The sequence below is a fragment of the Rhizobium sp. C4 genome (genome assembly GCF_021026315.1).
Classification (GTDB): domain Bacteria; phylum Pseudomonadota; class Alphaproteobacteria; order Rhizobiales; family Rhizobiaceae; genus Ensifer_A.
This window is the reverse complement of record NZ_JAJNCX010000015.1, coordinates 23979-39875: the sequence shown is the minus strand read 5'-3', so window position 1 is coordinate 39875 and position 15897 is coordinate 23979. Positions and strand designations below refer to the sequence as shown.

Annotated in this window: 15 protein-coding genes; 12 read left to right on the top strand and 3 right to left on the bottom strand. The window is 61.5% G+C overall.

The genetic code is table 11. From position 1 onward, the window contains the following. Positions 1-20: 20 nt before the first annotated feature. Together LQK84_RS21100 and LQK84_RS21095 are read left to right on the top strand one after the other, a co-directional pair. On the top strand, positions 21-521 hold the full coding sequence (locus LQK84_RS21100) for a cytochrome b (protein WP_230830703.1): 501 nt from the start codon (positions 21-23) through the stop codon (positions 519-521). Between the two features lie 20 nt (positions 522-541). Next, on the top strand, positions 542-1000 hold the full coding sequence (locus LQK84_RS21095; RefSeq protein WP_230830702.1) for a DUF2867 domain-containing protein: 459 nt from the start codon (positions 542-544) through the stop codon (positions 998-1000). Here the strand turns inward: LQK84_RS21095 and LQK84_RS21090 are convergent. The 3 genes from LQK84_RS21090 to LQK84_RS21080 all read right to left on the bottom strand — a co-directional run bounded on the left by LQK84_RS21090 (position 993) and on the right by LQK84_RS21080 (position 4011). After that, positions 993-2081: a TraB/GumN family protein gene (locus tag LQK84_RS21090; protein WP_230830701.1), complete on the bottom strand. Its 1089-nt coding sequence runs from the start codon at positions 2079-2081 to the stop codon at positions 993-995. The genes LQK84_RS21095 and LQK84_RS21090 overlap by 8 nt on opposite strands. A gap of 87 nt (positions 2082-2168) precedes the next feature. Further along, positions 2169-3104, bottom strand: coding sequence for a tyrosine recombinase XerC (locus LQK84_RS21085; protein WP_230830700.1), 936 nt, complete (start codon positions 3102-3104; stop codon positions 2169-2171). A 40-nt stretch (positions 3105-3144) separates the two neighbouring features. Then, the gene (locus tag LQK84_RS21080) at positions 3145-4011 is read right to left on the bottom strand and encodes a DMT family transporter (RefSeq protein WP_230830699.1); all 867 of its coding nucleotides are present in this window, start codon (positions 4009-4011) and stop codon (positions 3145-3147) included. 140 nt (positions 4012-4151) lie between these two features. Between LQK84_RS21080 and LQK84_RS21075 the strand changes: the two genes are divergently transcribed. From LQK84_RS21075 to LQK84_RS21030, 10 genes are all read left to right on the top strand, one after another. After that, positions 4152-6368, top strand: a complete 2217-nt coding sequence (locus LQK84_RS21075; RefSeq protein WP_230830832.1) for a primosomal protein N' — start codon at positions 4152-4154, stop codon at positions 6366-6368. 81 nt (positions 6369-6449) lie between these two features. Next, entirely contained in the window at positions 6450-6842 is a 393-nt protein-coding gene (locus LQK84_RS21070) for a pentapeptide repeat-containing protein (protein WP_230830698.1), read from the top strand. 175 nt (positions 6843-7017) lie between these two features. Next, complete coding sequence (locus tag LQK84_RS21065) at positions 7018-7806, top strand: hypothetical protein (RefSeq protein ID WP_230830697.1); 789 nt, start codon at positions 7018-7020, stop codon at positions 7804-7806. A 234-nt stretch (positions 7807-8040) separates the two neighbouring features. Next, the gene (locus LQK84_RS21060; protein WP_230830831.1) at positions 8041-8607 is read left to right on the top strand and encodes a F0F1 ATP synthase subunit delta; all 567 of its coding nucleotides are present in this window, start codon (positions 8041-8043) and stop codon (positions 8605-8607) included. Next, positions 8607-10136, top strand: a complete 1530-nt coding sequence (gene atpA / locus LQK84_RS21055; RefSeq protein WP_230830696.1) for a F0F1 ATP synthase subunit alpha — start codon at positions 8607-8609, stop codon at positions 10134-10136. The genes LQK84_RS21060 and atpA overlap by 1 nt, the downstream gene beginning before the upstream one ends. A 32-nt stretch (positions 10137-10168) precedes the next feature. Then, a complete protein-coding gene (locus tag LQK84_RS21050; RefSeq protein ID WP_230830695.1) occupies positions 10169-11044 on the top strand; it encodes a F0F1 ATP synthase subunit gamma in 876 nt (291 codons plus the stop codon). A 24-nt stretch (positions 11045-11068) separates the two neighbouring features. Beyond that, positions 11069-12493: a F0F1 ATP synthase subunit beta gene (gene atpD, locus LQK84_RS21045; RefSeq protein ID WP_230830694.1), complete on the top strand. Its 1425-nt coding sequence runs from the start codon at positions 11069-11071 to the stop codon at positions 12491-12493. A gap of 77 nt (positions 12494-12570) precedes the next feature. Further along, a complete protein-coding gene (locus LQK84_RS21040) occupies positions 12571-12975 on the top strand; it encodes a F0F1 ATP synthase subunit epsilon (RefSeq protein ID WP_230830693.1) in 405 nt (134 codons plus the stop codon). Positions 12976-13259: 284 nt separating this feature from the next. Continuing rightward, positions 13260-13613: an ArsR/SmtB family transcription factor gene (locus LQK84_RS21035; RefSeq protein WP_230830692.1), complete on the top strand. Its 354-nt coding sequence runs from the start codon at positions 13260-13262 to the stop codon at positions 13611-13613. Positions 13614-13875: 262 nt separating this feature from the next. Then, positions 13876-15777 (top strand): autotransporter assembly complex protein TamA, encoded by a 1902-nt coding sequence (locus tag LQK84_RS21030; RefSeq protein ID WP_442966998.1) that lies wholly within the window; start codon positions 13876-13878, stop codon positions 15775-15777. Positions 15778-15897 lie beyond the last annotated feature (120 nt).

Genomic DNA, 15897 nt, shown 5'->3' with positions numbered 1-15897 from the left:
ACCCAGGAAAAGGCAGGACAATGAAACCCTTGAACTATTCCATCCCGCAGCGTGCGCTGCATTGGGGCATGGCCCTTCTCATCTTCTTCAACCTGATTTTCACCGATGGAATGGAAATCTGGAACCGCGCGGTACGCAAGGGTGAGGCGATCACGCCGGAGATGATCTCTTCCGCCAATATCCATGCCTATGTCGGCATTGCGATCCTCGTGCTCGTCGTCATCCGCCTGGCTCTTCGCTTCATCCAAGGCGTGCCGGACTTGCCGTCCGAGGAGCCGCCGGTGCTCAAGCTGGTTGCCACCGCAACGCATGGCCTGCTCTATCTGCTGATGATCGCCATGCCGCTGACCGGCATGGGCAAATACTATTTCGGCCAGGGCTTTGCGGGCGATCTGCATGCCGATGTGCTGAAGGTCATCCTCTGGGCGCTGATCGTACTGCATGTTGCCGGCGCGCTGGTGCAGAAGTTCTACTTCAAGACCGATGTGCTCGATCGCATGACCAAGGGCGTCAAGGCTTGAAGAGCGTTGGAGCGGCCTTGGTGCCGCCCATCGAGCTTCCGGGTGCGGACTGGGTGGATCGCCATCACGTTCTGGTTTCAGGGCGTGATGTGGCGGCGCCCGACGCGGCGCGTTCGATGCTGGGCGCCGAAATGCCCGGATGGGTTTCGTCCCTGATGCGGTTGCGGAATTTCATCGTCGGTTTTGTCGGGCTAAAAGGGGCCGGACCGGGTGTCGGGCTCGACCCGTCGCACAGCATCGGCGGGTTTCCCATCGTCAGCGAGACGCCTCGGAAGGTCGTTCTCGGCTTTGATGACTGGCATCTGGATTTCCGTATCGTCGTCGAGGCGACACCGCAGCCTGCGGGCACGGAGGTTTCCGTGTCGACGCTGGTCAAACGCAAGCACTGGTTCGGCAAGGCCTATATCTTCCTGATCACGCCGTTTCACATGCTGATCGTGAAGCAGTCGATGAAGCGGCTTGGAACGCCGGTCAGTTGATTGTCACGTTGACCGGCGTCACGGTGAAACCCTTCTGACGCAGCAGGGCGACTAGGCCCTCGTCACCCGGCAGGTGCAGCGCGCCGACGGCCATGAAGGCATTGCCCTTGTCGAGCGTTGCCTCGGCGCGGTCGGCCATGTGGTGGTTGCGCACGGTGATCATCTTCTTTTCAAACTCCGCCATGTCGGCGCTGTCGGCGTCGAGCTTGCCGACATATTCGCTCAACGGGCCGATCATCGCTGGCTTGCCCGAGGCGTAGAGCTCGATCATGGTTTCCATCAGGTCCTTGGTGCGCTGCGGGTCCTTCAGCACGCCGATGAGGCCGGAGACATGCGTCTTCAAGGAGACGGAGGCCATGATCTCAAGCTGTTCGATCAGCGTTTCCAGCCCCACGACCTTCTTGCCGGCGGCAATCGCATCCTTGGTCAGCTTTTCGTCGAGGAAATCCGCGCCGGCGCTCTTGCGCGTGAGTTCGCAGGTTGGCAGCGCCACGAAGGTAGACAGCACCCAGGGCTTCATCTTGATGACGGCGGCGAGCGGAATGCCACGTTCGGCAAGCTGCTTCTCCAGCATGGCCTTCTGGTCGGCATTGAGGAAATCGTTGATCGTGTGGTTGTCGGTGAACATCGACAGATCCGGCCGCGCCAGAAGCTTCATGCTGGCGGCGTTCTTGTCGGCGATCTCGTCGGACTCGACGATCACGGCATTGGCCGCCTTGAAATCCTTTGCGGCTTCTTCCGGCAGGTTGATGACGCGCGGGTCGGATAGGTGGATCGTGCCCAGGAGATAGGACGGGGCGGTGCCGGGCTTCTCGATCTTCCAGAAGATCGACTCGCCGTTCTTCAGGTTCGCCGTGTCCTTCTCGATTTCCGCGAAACCCTTCGGATCCTCCTTGCGGAGATCCGCGAGGATGTTCTTGCCGCCGCAGCTCAGGTCTTCAGCGGCCTTTGCCGGCGAAATCCAGCCGAGAACGAAGACCAGCGAAAGTGCCGCCAGAGTATGCAGGCCGGCAATCAGCCAGAGGCCGGCATTGCCGAGCGAGAATGTCCGGGCTTGCGAGAGGCGGGGGCGGTTTTTCATGCGAACTGGTCCTGAAACGAATATCCCGGCACCTTAGCGGAGCGACCGCTCAGGAACCCTTAACGCGATTGGTTAATGCGATGCGGCTCAGGCGCGCGGATGGGCGCGGTCGTAGATGTCGAGCAGGCGGTTGGTGTCGACGGCGGTGTAGACCTGTGTGGTCGACAGGCTGGAATGGCCGAGCAGTTCCTGGATCGAGCGGAGGTCGCCGCCGCCGGCGAGCAAATGCGTGGCGAAGGAGTGGCGCAGTGCATGCGGCGTCGCCGTTTCCGGCAGGCCGAGTGCCGAGCGCATCTTCACCATCTCGCGCTGGATGATCGCCTGTTGCAGCGGCCCGCCCTTGGCGCCGCGAAAGATCGGCTCGTCGGGTTTGACGTGATAGGGGCAGAGCTTGCGATAGAGGTCGACGGCCTGCATGGCGGCGGGCAGAAGCGGCACCATGCGCGTCTTGCCGCCCTTGCCGGTGATGCGCAGCGTTTTCGTGCCGGGCAGAAGATCGTTCGGCGTCAGCGACAGGCCTTCGGAAATGCGGAGGCCCGATCCGTAAAGCAATGTCAGCACGGCGGCATTGCGGGCGGCGATCCACGGTTCTTCGGCAAGCTGCGCATCCGCCCCAATGACGTTGAGCGCCTGGCTGGCAGCGAGCGGCTTCGGCAGCGATTTCGGCTGTTTGGGCGAGCGCACGGCGCGTGCGCCGGTGGCGTTGGCCAGCCCCTGCTTTTCCAGATAGCGCAGGAAGGAGCGGATGCCGGCAAGGCCGCGCCCGAGTGTCCTTGCGCCCGCGCCGTCATTGCGGCGGGAGGCGAGAAAACCGCGCAGGTCAGCAGGGCGGAGGCTTGCGACATCGGAAAGCTTGGCCGGTCCCCCGGCATGGCCGGTCAGGAAGGTGAGGAACTGGCGCGTATCGCGCTCATAGGCCTCGACGGTCTTGGGCGACAGTCGCCGCTCGCCGGCAATGGAGGCAAGCCAATCCTGCCTCAGCCGGGTCAATTTGTCGTCGGAGATGATGAGAAGTTCGTTCATGCGGGCGGACCTTTCCGCCGCGCATTGTCGGCCTGCATGGTTAGCTTTCCGCTAACGGAGCGGCTTTTCGCGCGAAGATCAGCACCAGCCCGGCCGTGGCCACGAAGGCCGCGCCGATCCAGACATTGGGTTCGGGTGCCTGTTTGAACCAAACATAGCCGACCGTGGCGGCCGTCACCAGCTCGACATAGGACAAGGGGGCGAGTGTGGTCGCATCCGCATGGCGGAAGGCGTTGATGGTCAGCGTGTGGCAGAGGAGCGAGATCAGGCCCATGCCGAGCAGCAGCAGGATTTCGAAGCCCGAGGGCGTCGTCCATGTCAGGACCGCTTGTGGCAAGAGAAGGAGCGTGCCGAAGACGTTTTGAAACACCAGTGCCTGCAGCGGCGTGGTTTCGCCGGAGGCAAGGCGGGTGGAGACGAGATAGAAGCCGTAGCAGACGCCGGATGTCAGCGCCAGAAGAACGCCGGGCGAGATGCTGGCTCCGGGCCGCGCAATGATGATGGCGCCCGCAAAGCCGAGGGCGAGGGCTGCGACCTTGGTTTTGGTCAGCTTTTCGCCCAGCAGGAACACCGCGGCCACGCTGCCGACGACCGGCCCGATGAAGAAGGCGCTCACGGCGGTGGCGAGATCGATGGTGACGATGGAGACGTAGAAGAGCGTCATCGCCGTGACCATCAGCAGGGTGCGGACGATATGCGGCTTCAGCCGATGGCGTGGCGGCAGGGCATTTCTCCCGTGCTTCATGAAGGCAAGCGGCAGCAGCAGGAAGGATGCGGCGAAATAGCGCCCGGAGCTCACCAGCAGGGCCGAGTGGTTTTCGGAGAGAACCTTGGCAATGCCATCGGCAATCGGAATGATGGCCGATGCCGACGCCATCAACATGATACCCTTGATCTGACTCGACATGCTGTCTCCCTCTGCCCGTCCGCCTATCGCGGATGAGACGGCGCGGCAATGGCCGTGCGCTGAGAATCACGACGTGCAGTCACTCTCCTCCTGTGTCTTTCCGGTTTTCTTTGGGCAGAGCTTGATGCATGTTCCGCGCCATGAAGAAGGATTCGCCCGCATTGTTCGATCTGCCGGAGCCCGCCCGTCCGCGCGCCGTGCCGGTGCTCGTGCCGATGCCGGCGCCGGGGCCCTATTCCTACACCGTGCCGGCCGATGCGCATGTCGTGCCGGGCTCCATCGTTGTTGTGCCGCTCGGCCCGCGCAAGGTGATCGGCGTCGTCTGGGACGAGCGCGGCGAGGGCGGTTCGGTCGATCCGAAGAAGCTTCGCCCCATCGATCATGTCTTTGATTGCCCGCCGCTTTCTGACTATATGCGCGCCTTTCTCGACTGGGTGGCGACCTATACGATTGCGCCGCCGGGGCTGGTGGCGCGCATGGCGCTGCGGGCACCCACGGCGTTCGATCCGGAACCGATGGTGGAGGGCTTGCGGCTTCAGCGCAGCGAGCTGGAGCGGATGACGCCGGCCCGCGCCCGCGTCATCGAGCTTGCCTCCGATGGCTTTGCCTGGACGCGGATGGGGCTTGTTCATGCGGCAGGCGTCTCGGCGAGCGTCGTGGACGGGATGATCGCTCAAGGAGCGTTCGAGACCGTCTTCCTGCCGCCGCCGCCGGTCGTCGCCCCGCCCGACCCGGATTATGTCGCCGACCGGCTGGAGGGCGTTCAGAAGGATGCCGCCCGCGTTCTGGTCAAAAGCGTCGACAAGGGCAATTTCTCCGTCTCGCTCATTGATGGCGTCACCGGCTCTGGCAAGACAGAGGTCTATTTCGAGGCCGTGGCCGAGGCGCTGCGGCGCGGCAAGCAGGTGCTGATCCTGCTGCCGGAAATCGCGCTGACGGCCAGTTTTCTCGAACGATTTCAGGATCGGTTCGGATCCAAGCCGGCCGAGTGGCATTCCGAGCTTGCGCCGCGCACCCGCGAAAAGGTGTGGCGACAGGTGGTCACGGGCGAGGTCCGCGTCGTGGCCGGTGCGCGTTCGGCGCTCTTCCTGCCCTTTGCCGAGCTTGGCCTGATCATTGTCGATGAAGAGCATGATCCGGCCTACAAGCAGGAGGATCGCGTCTTTTACAATGCCCGCGACATGGCAGTGGTGCGGGCGCGGATCGGCGATTTCCCGGCGGTGCTGGTGTCCGCGACGCCGTCTGTCGAAAGCCAGGTCAATGCGATGCAGGGGCGCTATCAGGCGATCCATCTGCCGACGCGCTTTGGCGATGCAGCCATGCCGGATCTGCGTCTTGTGGACATGCGCAGGCATGCGCCGGCGAAAGGCGGGTTTCTCTCGCCCCTCATGTTGCGCGGCATTGATGCCACGCTGAAGAAGGGCCAGCAGTCGCTGCTCTTCCTCAATCGGCGCGGCTATGCGCCGCTGACGCTCTGCCGCGTCTGCGGCCATCGCTTCCAGTGTCCGCAATGCTCAAGCTGGCTGGTGGAGCATCGCTTCCGTGGCGTCATCCAGTGCCATCAATGCGGCTATCAGGAGAAAACGCCGGAAGCCTGCCCCGAATGCGGCACGCTCGATCACCTCGTCGCCTGCGGGCCGGGGGTGGAGCGCATTGCTGAAGAGGTGGTCAGCCATTTCCCCGACGCGCGAACGATCGTGCTCTCCTCCGACATTGCCGGCGGCGTGAAGCGGCTCAGGCTGGAACTGGATGCGATTGCCAAGGGCGAGGCGGATATCGTCATCGGCACGCAGCTCGTGGCCAAGGGGCATAACTTCCCGCTGATGACGCTGGTCGGCATTGTCGATGCGGATCTCGGGCTTGCCAATGGTGACCCGCGGGCGGCGGAGCGGACGTTCCAGCTTCTGCATCAGGTGACGGGCCGCGCCGGGCGAACGGGTCTCAAGAGCCACGGTCTCATCCAGACCTATCAGCCGGGACACCCTGTGATGCAGGCGATTGTCTCGGGAGATGCGGAAGCCTTTTATGACCGGGAGATCGGTGAGCGCGAGCGGGCGAACCTGCCGCCGTTCGGTCGTCTCGCCTCGGTCATCATCTCCGCTGACGACAGGCATTCGGCTGAAGGGCATGGGCGGGCGCTGCGCAACGCCGCGCCACAGGCGCCCGGCATCACGGTTCTCGGGCCGGCGGAGGCGCCGCTGGCGCTGGTGCGCGGGCGCTATCGCTTCCGTCTGCTCGTTCACGGGCAACGGACCTCGGACATGCAGGGTTTTCTCAAAGCCATGCTCGCGGCCGGGCCGAAGGAGCGGGGCTCGATCCATGTTCAGGTCGATATCGATCCACAGAGTTTTCTCTGACGCTGCAACTTTTCCGCGTTGCCGCCGGGGGCTTCCGCGCCCTATGGTCATGCGGTCCGTTCAAGCCATGAGGAGCATGGGATGCAGATCAAGGATCAGAAACATCGTCTCGACGTCCAGAATTCAGTCCTGTCGGGATCGGTCTTCGACCACAGCACCCTGTCGGGCTGCCGCTTCCACGACATCAACCTGTCGGGCGCTGCGCTGGATGATGTCAATCTCTCCGGCTGGAAGGTCTCCAACGCCAACATGTCCGGCTGGACGCTGACGGATGCGAATTTCTCCGGAGCCGTCATCACGGACATCAATATGGCGGGTGCACGGCTTCACATGGTCAATCTCGCCGGCGCCTCGATTACCGGTTCGAGCATGATGGGCCTGACCATCGATGGTATCGCGGTGGAGGACCTGCTGGCCTTGTGGAAGGAAACGTATGGTAGCGGTGAGGACGTGGAGCCCGCTGGGCAAGCATGAGCAAGACGGGACGGCTCACGACAGAAGTTTCGATGCCGCGCAAGATATCGAGCCACAATTTCCTGTGCGCAAACACGCCTGCGGTGATTTCAGCGCTGAAAAGCTTGTGCCATAAGGGCCGCTCGCATTTTACGAATGCCTTCCGCCGACGGGCGGAATGATCGAGGGACGGACTATGGAACTGACAATCCCACCAATTCCGAGCGCGCCGGGTGCGCAGGCAGCCATGGCCTCGGCCGTGCTGACGCTTCTGCTCGGCCTCGCGCTCATGGTGCTGGCGCGACAGATTGGCGCATGGTGGGGGTTTGCTGCCCGCGAAGGGCGCGAAGGCGCCGTCGGCGAGTTGCGTCCGATCGGCGCATTTCTGGCCGGTCTCGGCCTTGCCGGTTTCCTCTTCGACCAGCCTGTCATCTATGTGATGATCGGGTCTGCCTGGGCGCTGGCGGCCTTCGGTCGTCTCCTGTCGATGATGTCCGCGTCCGACCGGTCCAACGGGCTCTTCAATTTCATCTTTCTGCTGCTGCAGGCGGCGCTGGCCGCAGGTGGGCTCTACTGGCTTTTCGATGTCTGGACCGGAGATATCGGTTTCCAGATGCCGGAGGACCGCACGGGCTTCATCGTCTTCGTGGCGGCTGCCGTAACTGCCGGTATTGGCGCGGTTTGCATGTTCGGACCGGGCCTCATGATGATGATGGCCGGGCTTTCGATCGGCGAGGGGCGCAGCCGCGTCATTGCCTCGGTGCGGGCGCTTGGCGGCATGCTGATCGGGGCAGGCGGCGTGACGCTTCTTGCCGCCAATCCGATGTGCGAACTGGCGCTCGGTTCGGCGCTCGCGCTCTCAATCTTCGGACGTATACTTTCGCTGATCTTCGAAACCGGCAGGTACGTTTTCCAGGTCATCGCGCTTCTGGTGACGATTGCGGGGGCGGCGATCTTTCTCGGTCACGTTTTCGGTTATTTCTGATATTTCGGCGCTGCTTGAACGAGTGGCGCAGAAATTTGCCGAATCGTGTCTTTATCTGTCCTTTCCCTCCCCAACGCGTGTTGCGAGTCCCGACATCCTATGCTAAAGCCACCGCGAAATTCAGGGGGAATTGGGTCCACGACCCGCGAAATCTGAGTCAATTGGCAATAGTTTCACGGGGTTAGCCGAAGCATTTGCTTGGGCGTGACCTCGGGGATCAATGAAGAGAAGTTTGTGCCCGTGGCAGACACATCCCAAACTGTTTCCGGTGTAGCGGAAAGATACGCCTCTTCGCTTTACGAGCTCGCCTCGGAGGCGGGTTCCGTCGATCAGATCGGTGCCGAGCTTGCCGGTTTCCAGACCATGATCAACGAAAGCGCCGATCTGAAGCGATTCATCGAGAGCCCGGTGTTCTCGGCTGAAGATCAGCTGCGCGCGGTTGCTGCAGTTCTCGAAAAGGCTGGCATTGCCGGCCTGACGGCGAACTTCATCAAGGTCGCTGCGGCCAATCGCCGGCTGTTTGCCATTCCTGGCATGATCAAGTCTTACTTCCAGATCGTCGCACGCAATCGCGGCGAGATCTCTGCGGACGTCACCAGCGCGCATGCGCTGACCTCGGCGCAGGAAAATGAATTGAAGGCGACGCTGAAGGGCGTCACCGGCAAAGACGTGGCAATCAATGTCACCGTCGATCCTTCTATCCTTGGTGGACTGATTGTTAAGGTCGGATCGCGTCAGATCGACACTTCCCTTCGCACCAAACTTTCTACTCTTAAGCTTGCACTGAAAGAGGTTGGCTGATGGACATCCGCGCCGCGGAAATTTCCGCAATTCTGAAAGATCAAATCAAAAATTTCGGCAAGGAAGCTGAAGTTTCCGAAGTTGGTCAGGTTCTCTCCGTCGGTGACGGTATCGCCCGCGTTTACGGCCTCGACAATGTTCAGGCCGGCGAAATGGTCGAGTTTCCCGGCGGCATTCGCGGCATGGCGCTCAACCTCGAAGCCGACAACGTCGGTGTGGTTATCTTCGGTGCCGACCGCGACATCAAGGAAGGCGACACCGTCAAGCGTACGGGCGCCATCGTGGACGTTCCGGTTGGTCCGGAACTGCTCGGCCGCGTCGTTGACGCGCTCGGTAACCCGATCGACGGCAAGGGCCCGATCAATGCAACGCGTCGTGCACGCGTTGACGTGAAGGCTCCGGGCATCATTCCGCGCAAGTCGGTTCATGAGCCGATGTCGACCGGCCTCAAGGCCATCGACGCCCTCATCCCGGTTGGCCGCGGCCAGCGCGAGCTCGTCATCGGCGACCGCCAGACCGGCAAGACCGCCATCATTCTCGACACGATCCTCAACCAGAAGGCCATTCACGACAATGGTCCGGACGGCGACAAGCTGTTCTGCGTCTACGTCGCAGTTGGCCAGAAGCGTTCGACGGTTGCCCAGTTCGTGAAGGTTCTCGAAGAGCGTGGCGCTCTGCAGTACTCGATCATCGTTGCTGCAACCGCTTCGGACCCGGCTCCGATGCAGTTCCTGGCACCGTTCGCTGGTTGCGCCATGGGCGAATACTTCCGCGACAACGGTCAGCACGCGCTCATCGGTTATGACGACCTGTCCAAGCAGGCCGTTTCCTACCGCCAGATGTCGCTGCTGCTGCGCCGCCCGCCGGGCCGCGAAGCCTATCCGGGCGACGTTTTCTATCTCCACTCGCGTCTCCTCGAGCGCGCCGCAAAGCTCTCCGACGAGCGTGGTGCCGGTTCGCTGACGGCTCTGCCGGTCATCGAAACCCAGGGTAACGACGTTTCGGCCTTCATTCCGACCAACGTGATCTCGATCACCGACGGTCAGATCTTCCTTGAAACGGACCTGTTCTTCCAGGGTATCCGCCCGGCCGTTAACGTCGGTCTGTCGGTTTCCCGCGTGGGTTCGTCCGCTCAGATCAAGGCGATGAAGCAGGTTGCCGGCTCGATCAAGGGTGAACTCGCCCAGTATCGCGAAATGGCCGCCTTCGCACAGTTCGGTTCGGACCTTGACGCTGCCACGCAGCGCCTGCTGAACCGCGGTGCTCGCCTGACCGAACTCCTGAAGCAGCCGCAGTTCTCGCCGCTGAAGACGGAAGAGCAGGTTGCGGTAATCTTCGCCGGTGTGAACGGCTATCTCGACAAGCTCGCTCTGGCACAGGTCGGCAAGTTCGAACAGGGCTTCCTGTCGTACCTCCGTTCTGAAGGCAAGGCGATCCTCGACGCGATCCGCACCGAAAAGGCGATCAGCGACGATACGAAGGCCAAGCTGAAGTCGGCGCTCGACTCGTTCTCGAAGTCTTTCGCCTGATCAGGGGTTCCAGAAGTTAGGACGGAAAACGGATGCCTTCACTTAAGGATCTGAAAAACCGGATCGCCACCGTCAAGGCGACGCAGAAGATCACCAAGGCGATGAAAATGGTCGCCGCGGCGAAGCTTCGGCGTGCGCAGGAGGCGGCCGAGGCTGCTCGTCCCTATTCGCAGCGGATGAGCGCGGTGCTTGCAAACATCGCGCAGGCCGGTACGAATGACGCGCCGCGTCTGATGACCGGCACGGGTAACGACCAGGTTCATCTCCTGGTCGTCTGCACGGCGGAACGCGGCCTTTGCGGCGGTTTCAACTCGCAGATCGCCCGTCTGGCCCGCGAACATACGCGCAAGCTTCTGTCGGAAGGCAAGACGGTCAAGATCTATTGCGTCGGCAAGAAGGGTTACGACATCCTTCGCCGCGATTTCGCTTCGCTCATCATCGAGCGGACGGAACTGCGCGACGTGAAGAAGATCGGCTTCGAAAACGCGGACCAGATCGGCAAGAAGGTGATCTCGCTCTTCAACAAGGACGAGTTCGACGTTTGCACGCTGTTCTACTCCGAGTTCAAGTCGGTGATCAGCCAGATCCCGACCGCGCTGCAGCTTATTCCGGCGGCGGTTCCGGCTGGCGAAGCGGCAGCCGGTTCTGGTGACGCTTCCTACGAATACGAGCCGGATGCCGGCGCGATCCTCGCGGACCTCATCCCGCGCAACATTTCGGTTCAGGTGTTCCGGGCTCTGCTCGAGAATGTCGCCGGCGAAATGGGCGCCAAGATGAGCGCGATGGACAACGCGACGCGCAACGCAGGTGACATGATCAACAAGCTGACGCTGAAGTACAACCGTCAGCGCCAGGCTCAGATCACCAAGGAACTGATTGAAATCATTTCGGGCGCCGAAGCGCTCTAAGGGTTAAGGAAAGAGGGTATCATTATGGCAGCTACCTCGGGCTCTACCGGCAAGGTGACGCAGGTCATCGGCGCTGTTGTCGACGTTTCGTTTGCAGGCGGCAACCTTCCGCCGATCCTGAACGCACTCGAAACCACCAACAACGGCTCGCGTCTGGTTCTTGAAGTCGCACAGCACCTCGGTGAAAACGAAGTTCGCACGATCGCCATGGACTCGACCGAAGGTCTCGTCCGCGGCCAGGCCGTTGCAGACACGGGTTCGCCGATCTCGGTTCCGGTTGGCGAGCACACGCTCGGCCGCATCATGAACGTTATCGGTGAGCCGGTTGACGAAGCCGGTCCGCTCGACCGCACGCACCTGCGCTCGATCCACCAGGAAGCTCCGGCCTATGTCGAACAGTCGACGGAAGCCCAGATCCTGGTCACGGGCATCAAGGTCGTCGACCTTCTGGCTCCTTACGCAAAGGGCGGCAAGATCGGCCTGTTCGGCGGCGCTGGCGTTGGCAAGACCGTTCTCATCATGGAACTGATCAACAACGTCGCCAAGGCGCACGGTGGTTACTCGGTCTTCGCCGGCGTGGGTGAACGTACTCGCGAAGGCAACGACCTTTACCACGAAATGATCGAATCCGGCGTGAACAAGCATGGCGGTGGCGAAGGCTCCAAGGCAGCCCTCGTATACGGCCAGATGAACGAGCCGCCGGGCGCCCGCGCTCGCGTTGCTCTGACCGGTCTGACGATCGCTGAAGACTTCCGCGACAAGGGCCAGGACGTTCTGTTCTTCGTCGACAACATCTTCCGCTTCACGCAGGCAGGCTCGGAAGTGTCCGCTCTGCTCGGCCGTATTCCTTCGGCCGTGGGCTATCAGCCGACGCTGGCTACCGACATGGGCCAGATGCAGGAACGCATCACCACGACGACCAAGGGCTCGATCACCTCGGTTCAGGCCATCTACGTTCCCGCCGACGACTTGACCGACCCGGCACCGGCAACCTCGTTCGCCCACCTGGACGCAACGACGGTTCTGTCGCGCTCGATCGCTGAAAAGGGTATCTACCCGGCCGTTGACCCGCTCGACTCCACGTCGCGCATGCTTGACCCGCTGGTTGTCGGCGAAGAGCACTACGACGTTGCCCGTAAGGTTCAGGGTACGCTGCAGCGCTACAAGTCGCTCCAGGACATCATCGCCATCCTCGGCATGGACGAACTGTCCGAAGAGGACAAGATGACGGTTGCCCGCGCCCGCAAGATCGAGCGCTTCCTGTCGCAGCCGTTCTTCGTGGCCGAAGTCTTCACCGGTTCGCCGGGCAAGCTGGTTTCCCTCGAAGACACGATCAAGGGCTTCAAGGGCCTCGTCAACGGCGAGTATGACCACCTGCCGGAAGCTGCCTTCTACATGGTCGGCTCGATCGAAGAAGCCATCGAGAAGGCCAAGAAGCTGGCTGCTTAATCCACCATCTGCGGCGGCGCGGGTTCAGAAGAGCCACGCGCCGCGCATTTTCTTTCGTAATGGAAAAGTGAAAAGCCATGGCTGAAAGCTTCAATTTCGAACTCGTTTCGCCTGAGCGGCTTCTGGTTTCCGCCGATGTCACGGCGGTTGTCATTCCGGGCACCGATGGCGAGATGACCGTCATGGCGCAGCATGCGCCGGTGATGACGACGGTGAAGGCCGGTGTCGTCAAGCTGTCCAAGGCTGACGGTGCTGAAGACAAGTTCGTCGTTTTCGGCGGATTTGCTGACATTCTGCCGACGGGCTGCACGCTGCTTGCTGAATCGGCCATTCACATGGACGAACTCAACACTGCTACGCTTGAGGCTCGTATCGAGGCTGCCCGCAGTGATCTGGCCAATGCCGAGCATCATGAGCATCGCAGCGCGATCGAAGATTTCATCTTCCAGCTGACTGAACTGCGCGGTGCAGTTTCCGGCTGATTTCTGAAATTCGTTCAGAGACGCAAAACGCCTCGCTCCTCCGTGAGCGGGGCGTTATTTTTTTCAGGAACAGAACCCCGCCTCAGGCGTTTGGCCTGCGTATAGGCACGTCAACATGTAGGAAGTTGCCTATATGTTGATGAACTAATTTTCAAATGGTTAACTATTGGCCTACCAAATTTCGGCCACTTGAGTTGAGTAAAAATAAATAGTGCATATTCTATATAATAGCCTGATATCATAGTTTCGCACAGCCGATCGGCTGATTGGTGAAAGGGAATGCGATGCCAGTGCTTCAGTTGAAACCCGGTTCGTCGAGCGATGAACTGCTGACATTCGCGGAAAAGGCCTCCCAGGCGAGCGATTTTCTGAAGGCGATTTCGCATGAAGCGCGCCTGATGATTCTCTGCATCCTGTCGGAAGGGGAGAAGTCCGTGACCGAGATCGAAACGATTCTCGGGCTCCAGCAGGCCGTTGTTTCGCAGCAACTTGCACGCCTGCGCCACGAAAATGTGGTGGAGACGCGTCGCGAGGGCCGCCAGATTTTCTACAGCATCGCCAATCCCGATGTCGGAGGCATCATCGATGCGCTCTACTCGATGTTCTGCAAGCCGGGTGCAACGGCGTTGAAGGCGTGACTGCGCGAAGAGAGCTGCAACATCCCTCCATTTTCCTGAATAGAGATCGCCGGCTGGCTGGTTGCCCCTGTGGCGCGAACAGCGCAGGCGATGGCAAGCGTGACGGAAAGGGTTCTCAAAGAACCCGCTTCGTATATAGTTTTGTCATGTCGATTATGGCTAACAGATTTGTAACGGACGGGGCCTATGGTCTGGATGGCATGTTGCCGTCCCGGCCCGGAAACGCGGCCGGTTACTTGTATCTTCACTCGCCGTTGAAGCGATGGAGCCGGAAATGAGTTCAGTGTACCGGCAATGGGGAGCCTTCGCGGCAGCAACTGTTGCAGCGTTCACCTTCGCGGTCCAGCCGCAGAGGGCGGGTGCATTCGAGCTTTTTGGCATTCATCTTTTCGGAACGGCCGAGAAGGACGCGCAGATCACAGATCCGGTGCGCTACGCAGCCACCCTGACGGTTGATGATCCCGAGCTCCAGAAGGTTCTCAACGATCAGTCGGCGTTGATGCAGGATCAGTCGAAGCCCGTGGATGGCGATTTCGGTCTGGTCGTCAAGGCAAAGGACGATCGCGACCGGCTGGTGGCCCTCCTTTACGAAAAGGCCCGGTACGGGGCTGTGGTGACCGTCAAGGTCAACGGCGTGGAGGTGGACAAGCTTCCGTCTCTGCCCAGCTTTCCGCGCTCTACAGCTGTACCCGTTACGATTTCTGTTACTGTTGGGCCGTTGTTTAAGCTTGGCAAGGTCGTCCTGAAGGATGACGCCGGCAAGCTGGATCCGGCGGCTTATGGGCTCACCGCGGGCGGCAATGCCGGCTCGCAGGCGATCCTTGACGCCTCTGCAAAGATTGTGCGCGATCTGAAGGCGGAAGGCCGGCCGCTGGCGCGGGTCAGCGAGCGCACCGTGATCGCCGACCATGCGACGAAGCGGGTGGACGTGACGCTGGCTGTTCAGTCCGGCCCGATTGCGCCGCTCGGTCAGGTTTCTGTCAATGGTGCCTCGGAGGTCAATCCGGAATTTGTGTCCGAATGGTCCGATCTTCGCCCCGGCGAACCCTATGCGCCCGACAGGCTGAAGCGCGCCGCCAAGCGGCTGCGGGAGCTTGGCACCTTTTCGACTGTCAACGTGTCGGAGGGCAAGGAGCTTGCGCCTGACGGAACGATCCCGATCAAGATCGATGTGACGGAAGGCAAGCAGCGCTATTTCGGCGCCGGCATCCAGTATTCGACGATCGATGGCGTCGGGCTTCAGGGTTACTGGGGCCACCGCAACCTGTTCGGCAATGCCGAATCCCTGAAGATTTCGGGCTCGATCAACCGCCTCGGCCAGACGCGCGACTTCAAGAAGCTCGATTATTCGACCGCGATTGCCTTTGCCAAGCCCGGGGCCTTCGGGCCGGCCACGACCTTCACCGCCAATTTCTCCGCAGGGCTCAGCCATACGACGGGCTACGATGCGAAGGTGCTGTCGAGTTCCGTTGGCGTGACCTATGACCTGACCGATCAGGACAAGCTGTCTGCCGGTCTTGCTCTCGATTGGACCCAGGCCAAGGACGTCTATGGCGACAACCGTTACCTGACGGCCTCGGTGCCGCTTGGCTGGACCCGCGACACGACGGATGACAAGTTCGATCCGACGACGGGTTTCCGCGCCTCGCTGACGCTGCGGCCGAGCTTCGGGGTCTACAACAAGAGCTCCTTCGTCAGTGCGGAAGGGGCAATTTCTGCCTATCGGCAGGTCGGCGACGAGGGACCGGTGCTCGCGGGCAAGATTGCGGTCGGCACACTGGTCGGCGGCCGCAGCCTTGCCGATATCCCGGCGACGCGGCGTTTCTATGCCGGTGGCGGCGGTTCGGTGCGCGGCTATGCCTATCAGGGCATTTCGCCGCGTGATGCGGCCAACAATCCGCTCGGCGGGCGGTCCTATATTACGGCTTCGGTCGAGGCCCGCATCAAGGTCACCGACACGATCGGTGTCGTGCCGTTCCTTGATGTCGGCACGGTTTCGGCAAGCAGCGCACCGAGTTTTTCGGATATCCGGGCCGGTGCGGGCGTCGGGCTGCGCTACGCGACGCCGTTCGGGCCCATCCGCCTTGACGTGGCCGTGCCGCTTCGGCGCTATCCGGGTGGCAGCACGTTCGGCATCTATGCCGGCATCGGGCAGGCGTTCTGATGGGCGGGCGCGTGGCACCGCCCGATTGCGGCGACAATCGCAGGCTAAAGGTTCAATAAAGGCAACCTATATAAGAGTTGCGCGTTACGGATCGGGGCCGTGCGCGGCACGTCTTAATTC

Coding starts and splice junctions, on each gene's coding strand:
- LQK84_RS21085 (WP_230830700.1), bottom strand. CDS start 3,104: ATGAACGAACTTCTCATCATCTCCGACGACAAATTGACCCGGCTGAGG.
- atpA (WP_230830696.1), top strand. CDS start 8,607: ATGGACATCCGCGCCGCGGAAATTTCCGCAATTCTGAAAGATCAAATC.
- LQK84_RS21075 (WP_230830832.1), top strand. CDS start 4,152: ATGAAGAAGGATTCGCCCGCATTGTTCGATCTGCCGGAGCCCGCCCGT.
- LQK84_RS21040 (WP_230830693.1), top strand. CDS start 12,571: ATGGCTGAAAGCTTCAATTTCGAACTCGTTTCGCCTGAGCGGCTTCTG.
- LQK84_RS21080 (WP_230830699.1), bottom strand. CDS start 4,011: ATGTCGAGTCAGATCAAGGGTATCATGTTGATGGCGTCGGCATCGGCC.
- LQK84_RS21030 (WP_442966998.1), top strand. CDS start 13,876: ATGGAGCCGGAAATGAGTTCAGTGTACCGGCAATGGGGAGCCTTCGCG.
- atpD (WP_230830694.1), top strand. CDS start 11,069: ATGGCAGCTACCTCGGGCTCTACCGGCAAGGTGACGCAGGTCATCGGC.
- LQK84_RS21100 (WP_230830703.1), top strand. CDS start 21: ATGAAACCCTTGAACTATTCCATCCCGCAGCGTGCGCTGCATTGGGGC.
- LQK84_RS21035 (WP_230830692.1), top strand. CDS start 13,260: ATGCCAGTGCTTCAGTTGAAACCCGGTTCGTCGAGCGATGAACTGCTG.
- LQK84_RS21090 (WP_230830701.1), bottom strand. CDS start 2,081: ATGAAAAACCGCCCCCGCCTCTCGCAAGCCCGGACATTCTCGCTCGGC.
- LQK84_RS21050 (WP_230830695.1), top strand. CDS start 10,169: ATGCCTTCACTTAAGGATCTGAAAAACCGGATCGCCACCGTCAAGGCG.
- LQK84_RS21070 (WP_230830698.1), top strand. CDS start 6,450: ATGCAGATCAAGGATCAGAAACATCGTCTCGACGTCCAGAATTCAGTC.
- LQK84_RS21065 (WP_230830697.1), top strand. CDS start 7,018: ATGGAACTGACAATCCCACCAATTCCGAGCGCGCCGGGTGCGCAGGCA.